Source organism: Mesorhizobium loti CJ3sym (assembly GCF_000472785.1).
Taxonomy (GTDB): Bacteria; Pseudomonadota; Alphaproteobacteria; order Rhizobiales; family Rhizobiaceae; genus Mesorhizobium; species Mesorhizobium loti_E.
The window spans coordinates 288971-304305 of the sequence record NZ_AXAL01000007.1; the positions used below are offsets into that span (position 1 = coordinate 288971).

Sequence of the window (15335 nt, forward strand, 5' to 3'; positions counted from 1 at the left end):
CGATCAGCATGTCTTCAGCCACGCGAGGAACCGAAATGTCGTCCGAGATCGCAAGCAAAGAGGGGCGGGCCACCTTCGGCAACTACGAGACCTGGTATCGAATCTCGGGCGACCTCGATGCCGGCAAGGCTCCGGTCGTCATCCTGCATGGCGGGCCGGGCGCCGCCCACAATTATGTCGATGCCTACAAGCTTCTTGCCCGACGAGGCCGGGCCGTCATCCACTACGACCAACTGGGCTGCGGCAATTCCACCTTGCTGCCGCAGAAGGGCGCCGACTTCTGGACGCCCCGGCTTTTCATCAACGAGCTTGAAAACCTCGTCGACCATCTCGGCATCCGCGCGGGCTTCCACGTCCTTGGCCAGAGCTGGGGCGGCATGCTGGGCGCCGAATATGGGGTGACGCGGCCGAAGGGCCTGAAGTCGCTGACCATCGCCAACTCGCCGGCTTCGATGAAGCTGTGGGTCGAAGAGGCGAACAGGTTGCGCGCCGACCTGCCCGAGGATGTGCAGGAGACGCTGAGCCGGCACGAACAGGCTGGCACAACGGACGATCCGGCCTACCAGGAAGCCACGATGCGGTTCTACGAGCGCCATGTCTGCCGGGTCGTGCCATTCCCGCCCGAGGTGACGGAGACTTTCGCCCAGATCGTGCGCAATCCGACGGTCTATCATGTGATGAATGGACCGAACGAGTTCCATGTCATCGGAACCCTGAAGAATTGGACCATCATCGACCGGCTGCCGGCCATCGATCTTCCGACGCTGATCATTTCCGGACGCTACGACGAGGCGACGCCCGCGACCGTGCAGCCCTTCAAGGACGGCATCCGGGACGCGCGCTGGGAGATATTCGAGCATTCCAGCCACATGCCGCATGTCGAGGAGCAAGATGCGTGCATGCGGGTGGTGGGCGACTTCCTGGACGACAACGACAACTGAGAAAAGGGGAACTAAACATGAAGAAACTGCTTTTGGCCGCATCAGCCGCGGCACTACTGGCCGGCACATGGCTGGCTCCGGCACAGGCCGAATATCTCAAGGAGCACCGAGGCGGCACCATTCGCCTTCTGGCCCGCTCGGCGGCGGGAACGCTCGATCCGCACATCAACTACACCGATCAGGGCTGGCAGATGTACCAGCCGGTCTATGACGGCCTGGTGGCTTTCCGCAAGGCCGAGGGCAAAGATGGCTTCACCATCGTTCCCGATCTGGCCGAAGCGCTGCCGCAGGTCAGCAATGACGGCAAGACCTTCACCTTCAAGCTGCGCAAGGGCATCAAGTTCTCCAGCGGCCAGGAACTTGGCGTAAAAGACGTCGTTGCCTCCTTCCAGCGCATCTTCAAGGTGTCCGGGCCGACCTCCGGCACCTTCTATGCCGGCATCGTCGGCGCCGACAAATGTCTGGCCGACACCAAGAGCTGCATGCTGGACGGCGGCGTGGTCGGCGACGAAGCGGCCAGCACCGTCACCATCAATCTCACCAAGCCCGACGCGGAGATCCTCTACAAGCTTGCCTTGCCGCATGCCGTTGTCCTGCCGGCGGACACGCCTGCGGAAGACATGGGTTCCAAGCCCATTCCCAGCACCGGCGCCTACATGATCTCCGCCTTCGATCCCAACAAGGGCATGACGGTATCGCGCAACCCGAACTTCAAGCAGTGGAGCGAGGAAGCGCAGCCGGACGGTTACCCGGATGTCGTACAATATGATTTCGGCCTGTCCGAGGAAGCAGCCGTCACCGCGATCCAGAACGGCGAGGCGGACTGGATGTTCGACGCGCTGCCCAGCGACCGCCTGGGCGAACTTGGCAGCAAGTCCATGGACCAGCTGCACATCTCGCCGCTTTCGGCGTGGTGGTACGCGCCGCTGAACAACCGTCTCGCGCCGTTCGACAATGAGAAGGCGCGCCAGGCCGTTGCCTATGCGATCGACCGCAACACGCTGGTCAAGCTGTTCGGCGGCAAGGTGCTGGCGTCGCCGGTCTGCCAGGTCCTGCCGCCGGACTTCCCCGGCCATGAAGACTACTGCCCCTTCACCAAGAACCCCGGCGCCAAATGGTCGGCGCCCGATCTCGACAAGGCAAAACAGCTCGTCGAGGAATCCGGCACCAAGGGCCAGAAGGTGACCATCATCGTCGAGGACACCGCCATCTCGCGCTCGATCGGCGTCTATCTGCAGAGCGTGCTGACCAACATCGGCTATGTCGCCGACGTCAAGCCGATCTCGTCCAACCTGCAGTTCACCTACATCCAGAACACCAACAATAAGGTGCAGATGTCCGTCACCCAGTGGTACAAGGATTATCCGGCGGCTTCGGACTTCCTGAACATCCTGTTCAGCTGCGCTTCCTTCCGGGAAGGTTCGGATGCCTCGATCAACATCGCCGGCTTCTGCGACAAGGACATCGATGCCAAGATGCAGAAGGCGCTGGACCTCGGCGTGACCGACCAGAAGGCGGCCGACAAATTGTGGGCCGAAGTCGACAGGCAGGTCACGGACAAGGCACCGGCCGTTGGCCTGTTCACGCCGAAGCGGCTTGACTTCGTCAGCAAGCGCATCGGCAACTTCAAGTTCAACCCTCAGTTCAACTGGATTGTCACCCAGTCCTGGGTGCAGTAACGAATCGCGCAAGGCACATACCCGTGTCCAACCAAGTCGCAGCCATGCCGCGCAAAACGCGAGGGCCCTGGGCCGTCGCGTTTGCGAAGCTGGCAACGGACAGGGCCGCCATGGCGTGCCTGGCCGTATTCCTGCTGATCGTCATCGCCTGTTTCAGCGCACCTCTTTATGCGAAATGGGCGGGCACGGACCCCTTCGCCTCGACGCTCGACGCCGTCATCCAGATCGACGGCGCCGACGTTCCGGTGATGGAGCCGTCGACTGAGGGGCTCGGCCTCGGCTATACGCCGATCGGCCCGACCTGGCAGCTCGGCAACTATTTTCTCGGGGCCGACAGCCAGGGCCGCGATGTGATGGCGAGAATGCTCTATGGCGGGCTGAGTTCGCTGCTGATCGCCGGTGCTGCCACCCTCTTCACGCTGATCGTCGGCACGCTGGCCGGATTGATCGCCGGCTATTTCGGCGGCATCACCGACACGGTGTTGTCGCGCCTGCTCGACATTCTCTGGGCGTTCCCGATTTATCTGCTGGCGATTTCGCTTTCCATCGTCACCATCGCGCAAGGCATCAGGATCGGACCGATCGATATCGAATCCGGTAGCCTGTGGCTGCCGGTCATCATCATCGGCATCGTCTACGTGCCCTATGTCGCACGCCCGATACGCGGGCAGGTCCTGTCGCTGCGCCATAGCGAATTCGTGTTCGCAGCGATCAATCTGGGCGTGCCGGGATGGCGCATCCTGTGGCGCGACATCCTGCCCAACATCACCACCACGCTGATCGTCTTCGTGCCGCTGATGATGGCGCTGAACATGCTGACGGAATCGGCGCTCTCCTTCCTGTCGATCGGCGTGCAGCCGCCGGCCGCGAGCTGGGGCACCATCATCCAGGACGGCCAGGCGTTGCTTTACACCAGGCCGCTGGTGGCCTTGGTGCCGGGCCTGGCGATCGCGGTCTCGGTCATGGCGCTTAATGTCTTCGGCGACGGGCTGCGCGACGCGCTCGACCCGCGCTCCAAGGTTAGGCTGGGGCGCGACTGATGTTTTACGCCATTCTGCGCCGTTTCGGTCAGATGCTGTTCGTGATGTTCGGCATCTCGGTCATCGTCTTCCTGATCTTCTTCGCCACGCCGGGCGCCGATCCTGCCGCGCGCATCGCCGGCCGCAACGCGTCGCCGGAGGTGCTGGAGGCGGTGCGCCACTCCTTTGGCTTCGACCAGCCGCTCTACGTGCAGTATGTGAGGATGATGGAGAAGATCTTCGTCACCGGCGACCTGACCTCCTTCGTCAACCGTGGCTGGAAGGTGGTGCCGGCGGTCATGGATTCGATCCCCGTCACGCTCTCGCTGGTGTTCGGGGCGGCGATCCTGTGGGTGGTTGTCTCCATCATCATCGGCATCGTTGCCGCCGCTACCCGCGACAGCTGGCTGGACAAGCTTCTGATGGCGCTGGGGCTGCTTGGCATTTCCATGCCGGTCTACTGGCTGGGCGAGGTGATGAACCTGATCACCCAGAGCCGCTACCACGACAGCTGGGCATTCTCCTGGGTACCGCCGCTTGGCTACAAGAATTTCTCCGACGATCCGAAAGGCTGGTTCCTGACCCTGGTCATTCCATGGATCACACTGGCCATCCTCTATATCGGTATCTACGGGCGCGTGTTGCGTGCGGCCATCATCGAATCCCTGCAGGAAGACTATATCCGCACCGCCCGCGCCAAGGGCCTGTCGGAGACCCGCATCCTGCTGCGCCATGCCTTGCGAACGTCGCTGATTGCCTTCGTCACCTTGTTTGGTCTCGACTTCGGCGCGCTGGTGGGCGGCTCAGCCCTTCTGACCGAAGTGGTGTTCGGATTGCACGGCATTGGCAAGCTGACCTATGACGCGCTGCAGAATCTCGATCTGCCGATGATTATGGCAACGGTGATGTACGCCTCGATGTTCGTGGTCATCGCCAATGCCGTCGTCGATTTCGTCTACATCCTTCTCGACCCGCGCCTGAGGACATCATGATACTGTCAGTGCGCGACCTCAAAGTATCGTTCCGGACCAATGACGGCCTGGTGCGGGCCATCGACGGCGTCTCCTTCGACCTCGAGGAAAGCGAGATCTTGGGTGTCGTCGGCGAATCCGGTTCCGGCAAGACGGTGTCGCTGCTGGCGGTCATGGGTCTCATCACCGATCCCAACGCCATCATCGAAGGCTCGATCCGCTACAAGGACCGCGAACTGGTAGGGTTGCCCGCGCGTGAACTGAGGCGGCTGCGCGGCAATGAGATCGCCATGATTTTCCAGGATCCGATGACGGCGTTGACTCCGGTCTACACGATCGGCTGGCAGATCGCCGAACAGATCCGCGCGCATCGCAACATCAGCAAGGCCAAGGCGATGGAGCGTGTCGAAGAACTGCTGGCCGAGGTGAATTTTCCCAACCCGCACGAGGCGATGTCGCGCTATCCGCACCAGCTTTCGGGCGGCATGCGCCAGCGGGCGGTGATCGCAATGGCGCTGTCCTGCAATCCGGCGCTGCTGGTGGCCGACGAGCCCACTACGGCGCTCGACGTGACGGTGCAGGCCGGTATTCTCGACCTCGTGCGCAAGCTGCGCGCGACGCACAAATCGGCGGTCGTCTTCATCACCCATGACATGGGGGTGGTCTCTGAACTCGCCGACCGGGTGATGGTCATGTATGCCGGCCGGGTGGTCGAACGGGGGACCCGGACGGAGCTGTTTTCCGACCCGCGGCATCCCTATACGCGCGCGCTGCTCGGTTCGATCCCGCCACTGACCGGTGAGAAACCGCGCCGTCTGCCGGCCATTCCCGGCTCGCCGCCATCGCTGCTGCGCTTGCCGCAAGGCTGTGCCTTCGGTCCGCGGTGCCCGGTTCAATATGAACCCTGTGTGGCCGACAAGCCTGACCTCAGGGGCGGCACCCATGCCGCGGCATGCTATCGGGTGGCGCAGGCATGAGCGGACCGATGATTGACAGCCCAATCCTCGAGACGCGCTCGCTGGGCAAGCGTTTTTCGATCGGCATCCGGTTTTCCGCCGAAGGCAAGCGAACCGTCCATGCCGTCGACAATGTTTCGCTGACTGTGCGGCGTGGCGAAACAGTCGGGCTGGTCGGTGAATCCGGATGCGGCAAGTCCACGCTGGCGCGTTGCCTGGTGAGGCTCTACGACATATCGGACGGTCAACTCCTGTTCGAAGGCGACGACATCACCTCGAAGTCGTTGTCCGAACTGAGGCCACTGCGGCGCCGCCTGCAAATGGTGTTCCAGGACCCGTCGGCCTCGCTCAATCCGCGCCGCCGCGTCGGCGATCTCGTGGCCGAGCCATTGCGCATCCATGGCAAGCTTTCGTCCCGCGAGATCACCGCACGCGTCGCCGAACTGTTCGACCTGGTCGGGCTGCAGCCGGACCATGTCATGCGCTATCCCCATGAATTCTCCGGCGGGCAACGCCAGCGTGTCGGCATCGCGCGGGCGATTGCGTTGAACCCCGATCTCGTCGTGCTGGACGAACCGGTCTCGGCGCTCGACGTGTCGGTGCAGGCGCAGATCGTCAACCTGCTTGCCGATCTGCAGGAAAAGCTGAACCTCACCTACATCTTCATCGCTCACGACCTGTCCGTAGTGCGTCAGGTCTCGACCCGCATCGCGGTCATGTATCTCGGCTCGATTGTCGAGGAAGGCCCGGCGGAGGAAGTTTTCGCAGCCCCGGCCCATCCTTACAGCCAGGCGCTGATCTCGGCGGTTCCCGTCGTCGAGACGACGCCCAATGGGATGCGCAAGCGCATCATCCTGACCGGTGACGTGCCGAGCCCACTCAATCCGCCATCCGGCTGCCGTTTCCACCCAAGATGCCCGATTGCGGTCGAGCGATGCCGCTCGGAACGGCCAGAGCTGAGGGAATATCGACCCGGCCGCAAAGTGGCCTGCCACTTCCCGACGACATAGAAGGCGACCGTCGCCGTATCGTTGATCGCAGCCGGCCAAAAGATTTCCGAAGATTCTGCTTTCCTCATGGAACCAACCGCCGGGCGGAGCGTTTCATATGGTTCGATCGAGCGCATCGCGATCGACCGGGAGGAAACGATGGACTACCTGCATTTCTTTTCGCCCGTGCGGATCTCGCGCGGGCAGGGGCATCCTGTAGAAGAAGTGGATAGTGTCGCCGAGGCGATGGTTTTCTTGCGTAAATGGCCGACGGGACGACGTGGGCCTGTGTTTCAATGTGCGCTGAACTGCTGCTCGGCGGCTTTGTCGGGTCAGATGTCGGCCGAGGAAGCGAGGAAGGCGTTCACGGGCTTTGCCCGGATCACGCGGCTTCTGGACGATGATATGGCGCTGCCTGTCGCCGGCGATACCACGGCGGCTGTATACGCGCTGCGGCGGTAGCCGCGCCGGATTGCTGGACGTTATTGCTGAACGTTACGGACTGCGTCCGCAACGGCGTGAGCGGCTCTTTTCTGTCTGCTCAAGCGACGGAATAGCGGTCTATAACCCAAAGCGACGAGCCATCGCTTTGCCGTCGGGCAACTTCGCTGGTTATGTGGCCGTCGGGAAGGCGGGTGGAGGTGAGCGCCAGGTCACCGCAAATGAGCGCTGGCCGCTGTTCTTCCATGGCAAACTTGCGGCCTGACGCGACGATCTCGGCATAGTAGCCGCGAATGGCGTCGCGGCCGCGCAGAAAACGTCCGCCGCCACAGTCGATCACCGCATCAGGTTCGAACAAAGCAGTCCTGCCATCGACATCGCCAGCATGCTGCAGCGAAATCAGCAGAGGCTCGAGATCCTGCGGATCGTAGACAGGTTTTCCCCTGGCTGGATCGTTCATGCTGACCTCCACTCCTGCTTCGACCAGATCCTACCGTAGAATGACCTGTCGTATGCGTGACAGCTCACGGAATGTTCTGGATCAGCGGGCGGGGCCGCGCACTCAGGCAGGCAGCGTGATGCCGGAAAGCTCGGCGCAGATTTCAAGCAGGCGATCCTGAAGTGCGTTGTCGTCGGCCTGACGATTGGCGGCCAGCGGACGTAAGTGATAAAAATAGCGGCCGGTCGTCTTGGCTTGCGGCTCGTCGCTGGCCNCCAGCCAAGCCTGCGTGACGTGCGCCTGCTTCATGTCGTCGGGCGCCCCGGGTCCACCCATTTTTGTGGGCACCCAGCCGGGTTCGAGCGCATTCGACAAAATTTCAGGCCAGCGACGGGCTACCGCGAACGCCAGCATCGCATCGTGCAACTTGCTCTCGGCATAGGCGGTCGAACCGTTCCAGCGGCGCTTGCGCCAAAGGATATCGTTGAGACTGGCATCGGCGTGATGATGCATGCCTGAGCTGAGATAGACGAGGCGCTTCGGACGCTCGATCAAGGCGGTCAAGACATAGGCCGACAAAGTGTTGATGGCGAAGACGTGTGGCAAGCCATCGGCCGTCAAGCGATGGGCTTCGCGATAGCCGACAGCGGCATTGTGGATCACCGCATCGAAGCGGCCAAGTTCATTGACGCGCGCGGCAAGTTGCCTGGCTCCGGCAACTGTCTCGAGGTCGCCTTCCACGATCGCTTCGGCCTGGGGTAACGCCTGACGGGCGTCAGTGGCGCGGGCTGCATTGCGGGCATGAAGGACGACCTGGTGGCCCTGGCTTATGAGCAGTTCACCCGCCATTAACCCGAGGCCGGCGGACGAGCCGGAAATAAAGATACGCGACATTGCAATTCTCCTTGAAACTGGCCGCGTCGGTGCGCGGCGATAGGTCGACGATCAATCTTCGTGGCTGCGTGCAGTGGAGACCAACGCCACGCCAAGCAACGCGCTGGCCGCACCGAGCAGGTAGACGGCAGCGTAACCGAACTGGCCGGCCACGAAGCCCGCGACAGGTCCTGCGAGCCCGTAGGCGATATCGAGGAAGGCGACAAAGGCACCCATGGCACTGCCCCTGTTCGCCGGCAGGACACGCTTCAAGGCTTCGACACCAAGGGCAGGGAAGATCAGTGCGCAGCCCAGTCCGGTGACCAGCGCGCCGGCCAGCGCGACGCTCTCATGCGGGGCGCTCCAGATCATCACCTGTCCGATCGCCTCTATGACCATCGACCACAGGGCGACGCGATAACCGCCGATCCTGTCGGGCAGATGTCCAAACAAGACCCGCATGAGAATGAAGCCAATGCCGAAAGCGGTCATCACCAGACCGGCATGGCCCCAGCCATGCGCGACGAAATAGAGCGAGGCAAAGGCGGTGAGGCCGGAAAGGCCGACGCCTTGCAGCATCAGGCCAAGGCCTTCGCGCCAGATCTGGCCGACAACGCGGTAGAAGGGCAGCCGCTGGCCGCCGGGCGTCATGTAAGAGGTCGAGCCGAAGGCGATGGCGGCAGCGACAAGCGGTGCCACGACGCAGGCGACCATGGCGGCATCGAGCCCATAGGCCTGATAGAGCGCCATGCCGACCGGCGCGCCGACGGCAAGGGCCGCGAACATCGCAATGCCGGTCCAGGACATCGACATGCCGGCGCGCTGCGGGCCGACCGAGGCGATCGACCACGAGACGCAGCCCGTGACGAACTGGCTCTCGCCAAACCCGGCAGTCAGGCGGCCGACGACCACGATGGCGAGGCTGGCTGCAGGGGACAGGCCGGGCAGCGCGGAGACGAAATAGAGCAGCCCAGCACACGCGCAAACGACCGCACCCTGAATCGCCGCGCGCTTGCCGCCTTGCTGATCCGTGATACGCCCGGCATAGCCGCGCGTCAGCACGGTTGCGAGGAACTGAATGCCGATAACCAGCCCGACGATCAGGTTGCTGAATCCGAGTTTGTCATGGATAAACAGCGGCAGCACCGGCAGCGGCAGACCGACGCAGAGATAGCCGCAAAACAGAGCCGCGATGATGCCGGGCGCGGGACGGGAAAGATGAGGCGGCGCGGCATTCGGCCGGTTCACTGCTGGGGTAGCGAATGCTGACATGACAGCCTCCATGGGATGATTGGGGGCGGCAGGCCGCCGCTTGTGGGCGACCCGCCGGAGCTGACGGATTAGTTCGCGACGGCACCGAAGAGGCTGGTGCGATAACCGCTGGTTTCGAGCAGATAATCGCGTGAGGCGGTTGCGTCTGATGCCAGCCTGGCGAGATCGATGTCGACCAGCTTGCCGGCGCGTTTGCGGATCTTGCCGGCGACCATCACCGTGTCGACGTCGGAGCGCTCGACCGCCTGGACGATCGCGCCGATTGCATTGCTGAGCGGGAAAACGGCGACACCGTCGGTGCGTACCATGATGATGTCTGCCTGCTTGCCTGGTGTCAGCGTGCCGATGGCAGTTTCAAGGCCGGCTGCACGGGCACCATTGATGGTGGCGGCTTCCAGTACTGCTTCGACGCAGATCGGCGCGGGCACGTTGGTTTCGCCCCGGAAGCGGCGGTAGCGCATCGCCGAACGCTGCTGCCCGAATAATGCATGCATTTCGCCGAACAGGTCGCTGCCAAAGGCCGTGTCGAGGTCGATGCCAAGCGCCGGCGCCAAACCGTGGTCGATGGCCTGCTGATAGGCGAAGCGGTCGTCATCGAAGCCAAACAGCGCGTCGGAACGCGGATTGACGGTCACGTTGACTCCGGCGTCGGCAAAGTGCTTCCAGGTATCCTCGGGCAGGCGCGTGCAATGGTTGAAGATGTTGTGCGGGCCCAACAGGCCTTTTTCAGTGACTTCCGCGGGCAGTTTCGCAAGATCGCCGATGAACTCGGTCAGTATCCGCATGTCGAGGTCGCGCGCGACCTTCCACCAGTCGAGATTGAACTGGCCAAACAGTCCGACCTGTACGAGGCCGCCTGCATTCCAATTGCGGGCGAGGCGTTCGAGATCGCCAGGCAGATGCGCGCTAGATGCCTTCTTGTCCATGGCGGCGCCGACCATGTGCAGTGCGCGGATGCCGGACCCCTTCAGTGCGTCGAGCGCCGCATCGGTGTGTTCGGGGCTGCGCGAACTGTGGCAAGGATCGATGATGGTCGTTATGCCGGCATCGAGCGAGGCTGCGGCCGTCAGGCTGGTGCTGATAGACATGTCGTGCGGGCGGTAATGCGCGCCGAGCGTTTCGGCGACGACGCCGATATAGGCAAAAAGGTCGTCGACATCAGGCATCAGACGCCGCATCACGCCGAGCCACATGTGATGATGCGCATCGACCAGCCCTGGCATGACGATGCTTGCCGAGGCGTCGATGATCTCGGCGCCTTCGACTTGGATGTTTGCGGCGATCGAGACGATGCGGTCGTTCTCGACGAGAACGTCGCCGCTCGCGAGATTGGGGACGGCGGCATCCATCGTTATGACGGTGCCACCTTTGAATAGCGTGCGGGGATTCTTCTGCGTGCTCATGGTCTGTTCCTTTTCATATGCGTGCTGACAAGCGATGGGTTGCGCATGGCCAGCCTTATCGCTCCCGGACGAACTTGAATTAAGTGCTGATATGTCCGATACTTCCTGACTGAAAATCAGGAATGACCAATGGCGTTCGACGGCAGGGTCTTGTCCGGGGTAAGCGTGCTGGCGGCGGTGGTCGAAGGCGGCACTTTCGTCAAAGCCGCCGCGCTGATCGGCATCACCGATTCAGGCGTCAGCCGGGCCATTGGACGGCTTGAGGCGCGTCTGGGCGTGCGGCTGCTCGATCGAACCACGCGATCCCTGTCACTGACCGACGAGGGCCGGCGCTTCTACGAAGACGTGAAACCCCATCTGAATGCGATCGAGGATGCGGCGGTTATCGCCTCCGGTACGGCCTCGGCTGTAAGAGGCCGCCTCAAGGTGGACATCGACCCCTTCTTCTTGCCGCTGGTTCTGGCAGGCCGGCTCGGCGCCTTCTGCGATCGCTATCCCGAGCTCAAGATCGAGTTCGTGTCGAAAGAACAGTTCGGAGACCTGGTATCGGATGGCATCGACCTTGCAATCCGGTTCGGACAGCCACGTTTCTCCACGCTGGTGGTGCGCAAGTTGATCGAGGCGCCGATCCTGACGGTCGCTTCCCCGCGCTACATCGAGCGCCATGGACGGCCCCGCGACCCCACGGATCTGTCAGCGCATCGATGCCTGCAATTCCTGGACCCGCACAGCGGCACGCCATTCGACTGGGCGTTCGTGCGCGGCGAGGAAACGATCGAGGTTGCGACCAGCGGACCTCTGACCTTCACCGACCCCAAATCGATGCTGGAGGAATGCATAGCTGGAACCGGTATCACCCAGGTCATCAGCTGGGGCGTCGGGGAATTGTTGGCGGATGGAATGCTGATCGATCTCTTTCCGGACTGGCATGGCGAGCTCTTCCCGCTGTTTGCCTTTCACCCGTCGCGCAAGCATCCGCCCGCCAAAGTGCGCGCCTTCGTCGATTTCTGCGTCGAGGTGTGTCGGGAGCTTTAACCAAAGCGCTGGAAATATTTATACTATTTCCGCGCGGAATATCTTTAAACCTGTTGGCGCGATCCCTACGTCATCTTCCGTTATGTCTATCAAGGCAAAACCGATGTGACATCGTTCACGGCTACGCATCCCCTCACTGGGGACTCGGGACGCGCGGTCATTTTCCCATACAATGAGCAGCCCAAACGTTCGACACGCGCTAGTGCGTCGAGCGTGTCGGCGCGCAATCTCCCCACCTCATCAATCAACACCAACCGGGTCGCCGCCGGGTGAACGAACCCGCGCGCCCACAGGAGAGAAGAAATGGACGCCCTGCAATATCTCGAGCCGATGAAATGGCCGGCCATCGAGATAGCCGTGCCGCTCATCGTGCTGGCAATCCTGTTCTGGCGGAGCGGCGTGGTCCGCTACATCCCCAACGACAGGCTCGGCATCCTGGAAAAACTATGGAGTTTTCGCGGCTCCGTCAGCAATGGCTTCATCGCGCTCAACCGAGAGGCAGGCTACCAGCCGGAGGTCGTGCGCGGCGGCCTGCATTTCTTCATGCCGTTCCAATATTCGATGCATCGCGCCAATCTTGTCACCATCCCGCAGGGTCAGATCGGCTACGTCTTTGCCCGTGATGGCAAGCCGCTGCCTCCGACGCAAACACTTGCTTGCAACACCGACGCCGATGATTTCCAGGATGTGCGCGGCTTTCTCGAAAAAGGCGGACAGAAAGGACCGCAACGCAAGATCTTGCGTGAAGGCACCTATGCTATCAATCTCGCACAATTCATCGTGCTGACCGCCCAGTCGATCTATGCCGTAAATCTGAGCGCGTCGGAACAAAACCTTTTTAGCAATATGTCCGGCATGATCTCGGAGCGGGGCGGTTTTGAGCCCGTCGTCATCCATAATGCCGAGGACATGATCGGTATCGTCACCATCCATGACGGTCCAGCCCTACCGGACGGCGAGATCATCGCACCGACCGTCGCCAACGATCCGACCGACCCGAACTTCCACAACAATTTTCAGGACCCGGAGAAGTTTCTCAATGCCGGTGGCTACCGTGGCCGGCAGCTGCAGGTACTGGCCGACGGCAGCTACTTCCTCAATCGCATTTTCGCGACCGTCGAACTGGTCGAGAAGACGATCATTGACGTTGGCACCGTGGGTGTTGTCGTCTCCTATAACGGCCGCCACGGCGCGGACATTTCCGGGCAGGCATACCGTCACGGCGAGCTGGTCGAAATCGGCGCACGCGGTGTCTGGTCAACGCCGCTGCTGCCAGGCAAGTATGCGTTCAATACCTATGCCGGCAACATCATTATCGTGCCGACCACCAACTTCGTGCTCAAATGGACGAAGGAGCAGTTTGGCGAACACAGGCTGGACGAGAACCTGTCTGAGGTGTCGTTGATCACCAAGGATGCGTTCGAGCCTGTGCTGCCGCTCTCCGTTGTCGTGCATATCGACTATATGAAGGCGCCGCTGGTGGTGCAGCGTTTCGGTGACATCAAGCGGCTGGTCGAACAAACGCTCGATCCGATGGTCTCTGCCTACTTCAAGAATATTGCCCAGACAAAAACGCTGATCCAGCTTTTGCAGGAGCGTAGCGATATCCAGCGCAAATCGGGCGAGGAGATGCGCGAAAAATTCAATTCCTATAGCCTCGAGCTGCAGGAAGTGTTGATTGGTACGCCCCGTGCTGGCAATGGCCAGAACAGCATAGAGCAGATCCTGATCCAGCTGCGCGAGCGCCAGATCGCAGTCGAAAAGGTCGAGACCTATAAATTGCAGGAGAAGGCGGCCATCCAGGAACGCACGTTGCGCGAGAAGGAGGCGCTCGCCGAACAGCAAGCCAAGATCACGACGTCGGCACTTACCATCGAGATCAGTGAGAACGAGGGCAAGGCGCAACTCGCCCGCACCCGCCAACAGGCGGAAACCATTCAGGTCACTGCCAAGGCAGAGGCCGAGAAGGTGCGCCTCGGCGGCCAAGGCGAGGCCGACATGATCAAGGCGATCGCGCTTGCCGATGCCGAACGCATCAAGGCGACCGGTTTTGCGGATGCCGAGAGGGTACGCGCCATCGGTCTGGCGGAGGCCGAGGCCACCGAGAAGAAGGTCGCGGCCTTCGGCGGCCCGGACTATCAGCTCAACGCGCAGGTTCTCATGCGCTTCGCCGAGGCGATCGAAAATGGCAGGCTACCGATCGTGCCGCAGATCCAGATCGGCGCTACCGGTGGCGAGAAGGGGGCCGCCAATGGCCTTGTCGAGATGATGCTTTCGATGCTCGTTGCCGACCGGGTTGGACCGCAAACCCTACCCGATGAAATCCCGGCAGCGGTTGAGGAGGATTAATTCGATATGGGCCGGTTTTACCGGCCCATTTTGCGCTCTGCCAACACATACCGCAGCTAGGCGCCTTGGGCGGCACACGGTCGTGACCAAAGCGAATGAGCCATTCGCGATCGAGGGCCACGATGTTGCACTTCCCCAAATGTCTTTGCAGTATATCGAGTGTCGCGGCCTTGGAGCGGAGAGGGGGCCTACGTCGCACATGTCGTCGATACGAAGATATGGTGAGTTGGCCGAAGGTTCCAGGCGCGTTGTGTAGGGCACTTGCTTGGTGTCTCACCATGATCGATCTGGCACCTTGAGAAAAATGACGAAATATCAAAATCATAGGCTAGCTATTGCACCCATGATGGATGGGACAGATATATAAATAATATTAGATAGTTGTGGAATATCGCGTGCAAAAATCGCACACGAAAGTTCTGCTTCTCTTCTTTTTTCGTTCTTACGAAGGAGCCGCCGAGAGTCCTTTTTTGACGCTCTTCTGCCGACGATATTTACCGTGCCATTGCGAATGTTCGCCGGGATATCCGTGAACCTCATTGTCTGCCGCGGCGTCCAGTTTTCCTAGGGGAATTGGATGCGGAAATCTCAAGCGAACTAGCGCGACGTCGACACGCTTGCAGTAGGACCTTCGATCCAGAAGAGTTGGCGCTGGCGAAATCGGATCCGACGCGCCACCCTTTGGCGCGAAGGGCACTATCCGCCTGATGAATCGCGCGACAACGAACTCTAGGTCATAGACCCATAAAATGGGATTCCCAAAACGTTTGATGGGTGATTCATTCCTCTCATGATGGAGGTATGAATGGCGCGCTTTGATCTTACGGATTTTGAGTGGTCGGTCATCGAGCCCTTGTTGCCGAACAAGCCGCGGGGCGTAGCGCGTGTTGACGACCGGCGGGTTTTGAACGGGATATTCTGGCGATTGCGGACCGGAGCGCCTTGGGCGGACATTCCGGAGCGCTATG

At 61.4% G+C, this 15335-nt stretch carries 14 protein-coding genes; 10 read left to right on the forward strand and 4 right to left on the reverse strand.

Going from position 1 to position 15335, the window contains the following annotated elements:
- The first annotated feature begins 35 nt into the window (after positions 1–35).
- Genes A3A9_RS0111770 through A3A9_RS0111800 form a run of 7 tightly spaced genes read left to right on the forward strand, consistent with a single transcriptional unit; the run spans position 36 to position 7017 of the window.
- A complete protein-coding gene (locus A3A9_RS0111770) occupies positions 36–941 on the forward strand; it encodes a proline iminopeptidase-family hydrolase (protein WP_027058964.1) in 906 nt (301 codons plus the stop codon).
- Between the two features lie 17 nt (positions 942–958).
- On the forward strand, positions 959–2620 hold the full coding sequence (locus A3A9_RS0111775) for an ABC transporter substrate-binding protein (RefSeq protein ID WP_027058965.1): 1662 nt from the start codon (positions 959–961) through the stop codon (positions 2618–2620).
- Between the two features lie 23 nt (positions 2621–2643).
- On the forward strand, positions 2644–3660 hold the full coding sequence (locus A3A9_RS0111780) for an ABC transporter permease subunit (protein WP_027058966.1): 1017 nt from the start codon (positions 2644–2646) through the stop codon (positions 3658–3660).
- On the forward strand, positions 3660–4631 hold the full coding sequence (locus A3A9_RS0111785) for an ABC transporter permease (protein WP_027058967.1): 972 nt from the start codon (positions 3660–3662) through the stop codon (positions 4629–4631). Before A3A9_RS0111780 ends, A3A9_RS0111785 begins: the two co-directional genes overlap by 1 nt.
- Positions 4628–5587, forward strand: a complete 960-nt coding sequence (locus tag A3A9_RS38670; RefSeq protein WP_033838499.1) for an ABC transporter ATP-binding protein — start codon at positions 4628–4630, stop codon at positions 5585–5587. Before A3A9_RS0111785 ends, A3A9_RS38670 begins: the two co-directional genes overlap by 4 nt.
- 8 nt (positions 5588–5595) lie before the next feature.
- Positions 5596–6576 carry an ABC transporter ATP-binding protein gene (locus tag A3A9_RS0111795; RefSeq protein WP_027058968.1) on the forward strand — a complete coding sequence of 327 codons (981 nt, stop codon included), beginning with the start codon at positions 5596–5598 and terminating at the stop codon, positions 6574–6576.
- Between the two features lie 21 nt (positions 6577–6597).
- A complete protein-coding gene (locus A3A9_RS0111800; protein ID WP_245279016.1) occupies positions 6598–7017 on the forward strand; it encodes a DUF982 domain-containing protein in 420 nt (139 codons plus the stop codon).
- A gap of 79 nt (positions 7018–7096) precedes the next feature.
- Here A3A9_RS0111800 and A3A9_RS0111805 read toward each other — a convergent pair whose 3' ends face one another.
- From A3A9_RS0111805 to A3A9_RS0111820, 4 genes are all read right to left on the reverse strand, one after another.
- The gene (locus tag A3A9_RS0111805) at positions 7097–7456 is read right to left on the reverse strand and encodes a YybH family protein (RefSeq protein ID WP_027058970.1); all 360 of its coding nucleotides are present in this window, start codon (positions 7454–7456) and stop codon (positions 7097–7099) included.
- A 102-nt stretch (positions 7457–7558) separates the two neighbouring features.
- The gene (locus A3A9_RS0111810; RefSeq protein WP_027058971.1) at positions 7559–8329 is read right to left on the reverse strand and encodes an SDR family NAD(P)-dependent oxidoreductase; all 771 of its coding nucleotides are present in this window, start codon (positions 8327–8329) and stop codon (positions 7559–7561) included.
- Between the two features lie 51 nt (positions 8330–8380).
- Positions 8381–9580, reverse strand: a complete 1200-nt coding sequence (locus A3A9_RS0111815) for an arabinose transporter (RefSeq protein WP_027058972.1) — start codon at positions 9578–9580, stop codon at positions 8381–8383.
- Between the two features lie 68 nt (positions 9581–9648).
- The gene (locus A3A9_RS0111820) at positions 9649–10983 is read right to left on the reverse strand and encodes an amidohydrolase family protein (protein WP_027058973.1); all 1335 of its coding nucleotides are present in this window, start codon (positions 10981–10983) and stop codon (positions 9649–9651) included.
- Between the two features lie 129 nt (positions 10984–11112).
- On the opposite strand from A3A9_RS0111820, the gene A3A9_RS0111825 reads away from it, so the two are divergent.
- The 3 genes from A3A9_RS0111825 to A3A9_RS42475 all read left to right on the forward strand — a co-directional run.
- Positions 11113–12018, forward strand: a complete 906-nt coding sequence (locus A3A9_RS0111825) for a LysR family transcriptional regulator (protein WP_027058974.1) — start codon at positions 11113–11115, stop codon at positions 12016–12018.
- Between the two features lie 303 nt (positions 12019–12321).
- Positions 12322–14367 carry an SPFH domain-containing protein gene (locus A3A9_RS0111830; protein ID WP_027058975.1) on the forward strand — a complete coding sequence of 682 codons (2046 nt, stop codon included), beginning with the start codon at positions 12322–12324 and terminating at the stop codon, positions 14365–14367.
- Positions 14368–15172: 805 nt separating this feature from the next.
- Positions 15173–15335, forward strand: a 163-nt coding sequence (locus tag A3A9_RS42475; protein WP_152536097.1) for a transposase, incomplete at its 3' end; no start/stop codon positions are given.

Excerpts from the sequence above, each read along its gene's own strand:
- A3A9_RS0111770 (WP_027058964.1), top strand. The coding sequence starts at position 36 with ATGTCGTCCGAGATCGCAAGCAAAGAGGGGCGGGCCACCTTCGGCAAC.
- A3A9_RS0111775 (WP_027058965.1), top strand. The coding sequence starts at position 959 with ATGAAGAAACTGCTTTTGGCCGCATCAGCCGCGGCACTACTGGCCGGC.
- A3A9_RS0111785 (WP_027058967.1), top strand. The coding sequence starts at position 3,660 with ATGTTTTACGCCATTCTGCGCCGTTTCGGTCAGATGCTGTTCGTGATG.
- A3A9_RS38670 (WP_033838499.1), top strand. The coding sequence starts at position 4,628 with ATGATACTGTCAGTGCGCGACCTCAAAGTATCGTTCCGGACCAATGAC.
- A3A9_RS0111795 (WP_027058968.1), top strand. The coding sequence starts at position 5,596 with ATGATTGACAGCCCAATCCTCGAGACGCGCTCGCTGGGCAAGCGTTTT.
- A3A9_RS0111805 (WP_027058970.1), bottom strand. The coding sequence starts at position 7,456 with ATGAACGATCCAGCCAGGGGAAAACCTGTCTACGATCCGCAGGATCTC.
- A3A9_RS0111815 (WP_027058972.1), bottom strand. The coding sequence starts at position 9,580 with ATGTCAGCATTCGCTACCCCAGCAGTGAACCGGCCGAATGCCGCGCCG.
- A3A9_RS0111820 (WP_027058973.1), bottom strand. The coding sequence starts at position 10,983 with ATGAGCACGCAGAAGAATCCCCGCACGCTATTCAAAGGTGGCACCGTC.
- A3A9_RS0111825 (WP_027058974.1), top strand. The coding sequence starts at position 11,113 with ATGGCGTTCGACGGCAGGGTCTTGTCCGGGGTAAGCGTGCTGGCGGCG.
- A3A9_RS0111830 (WP_027058975.1), top strand. The coding sequence starts at position 12,322 with ATGGACGCCCTGCAATATCTCGAGCCGATGAAATGGCCGGCCATCGAG.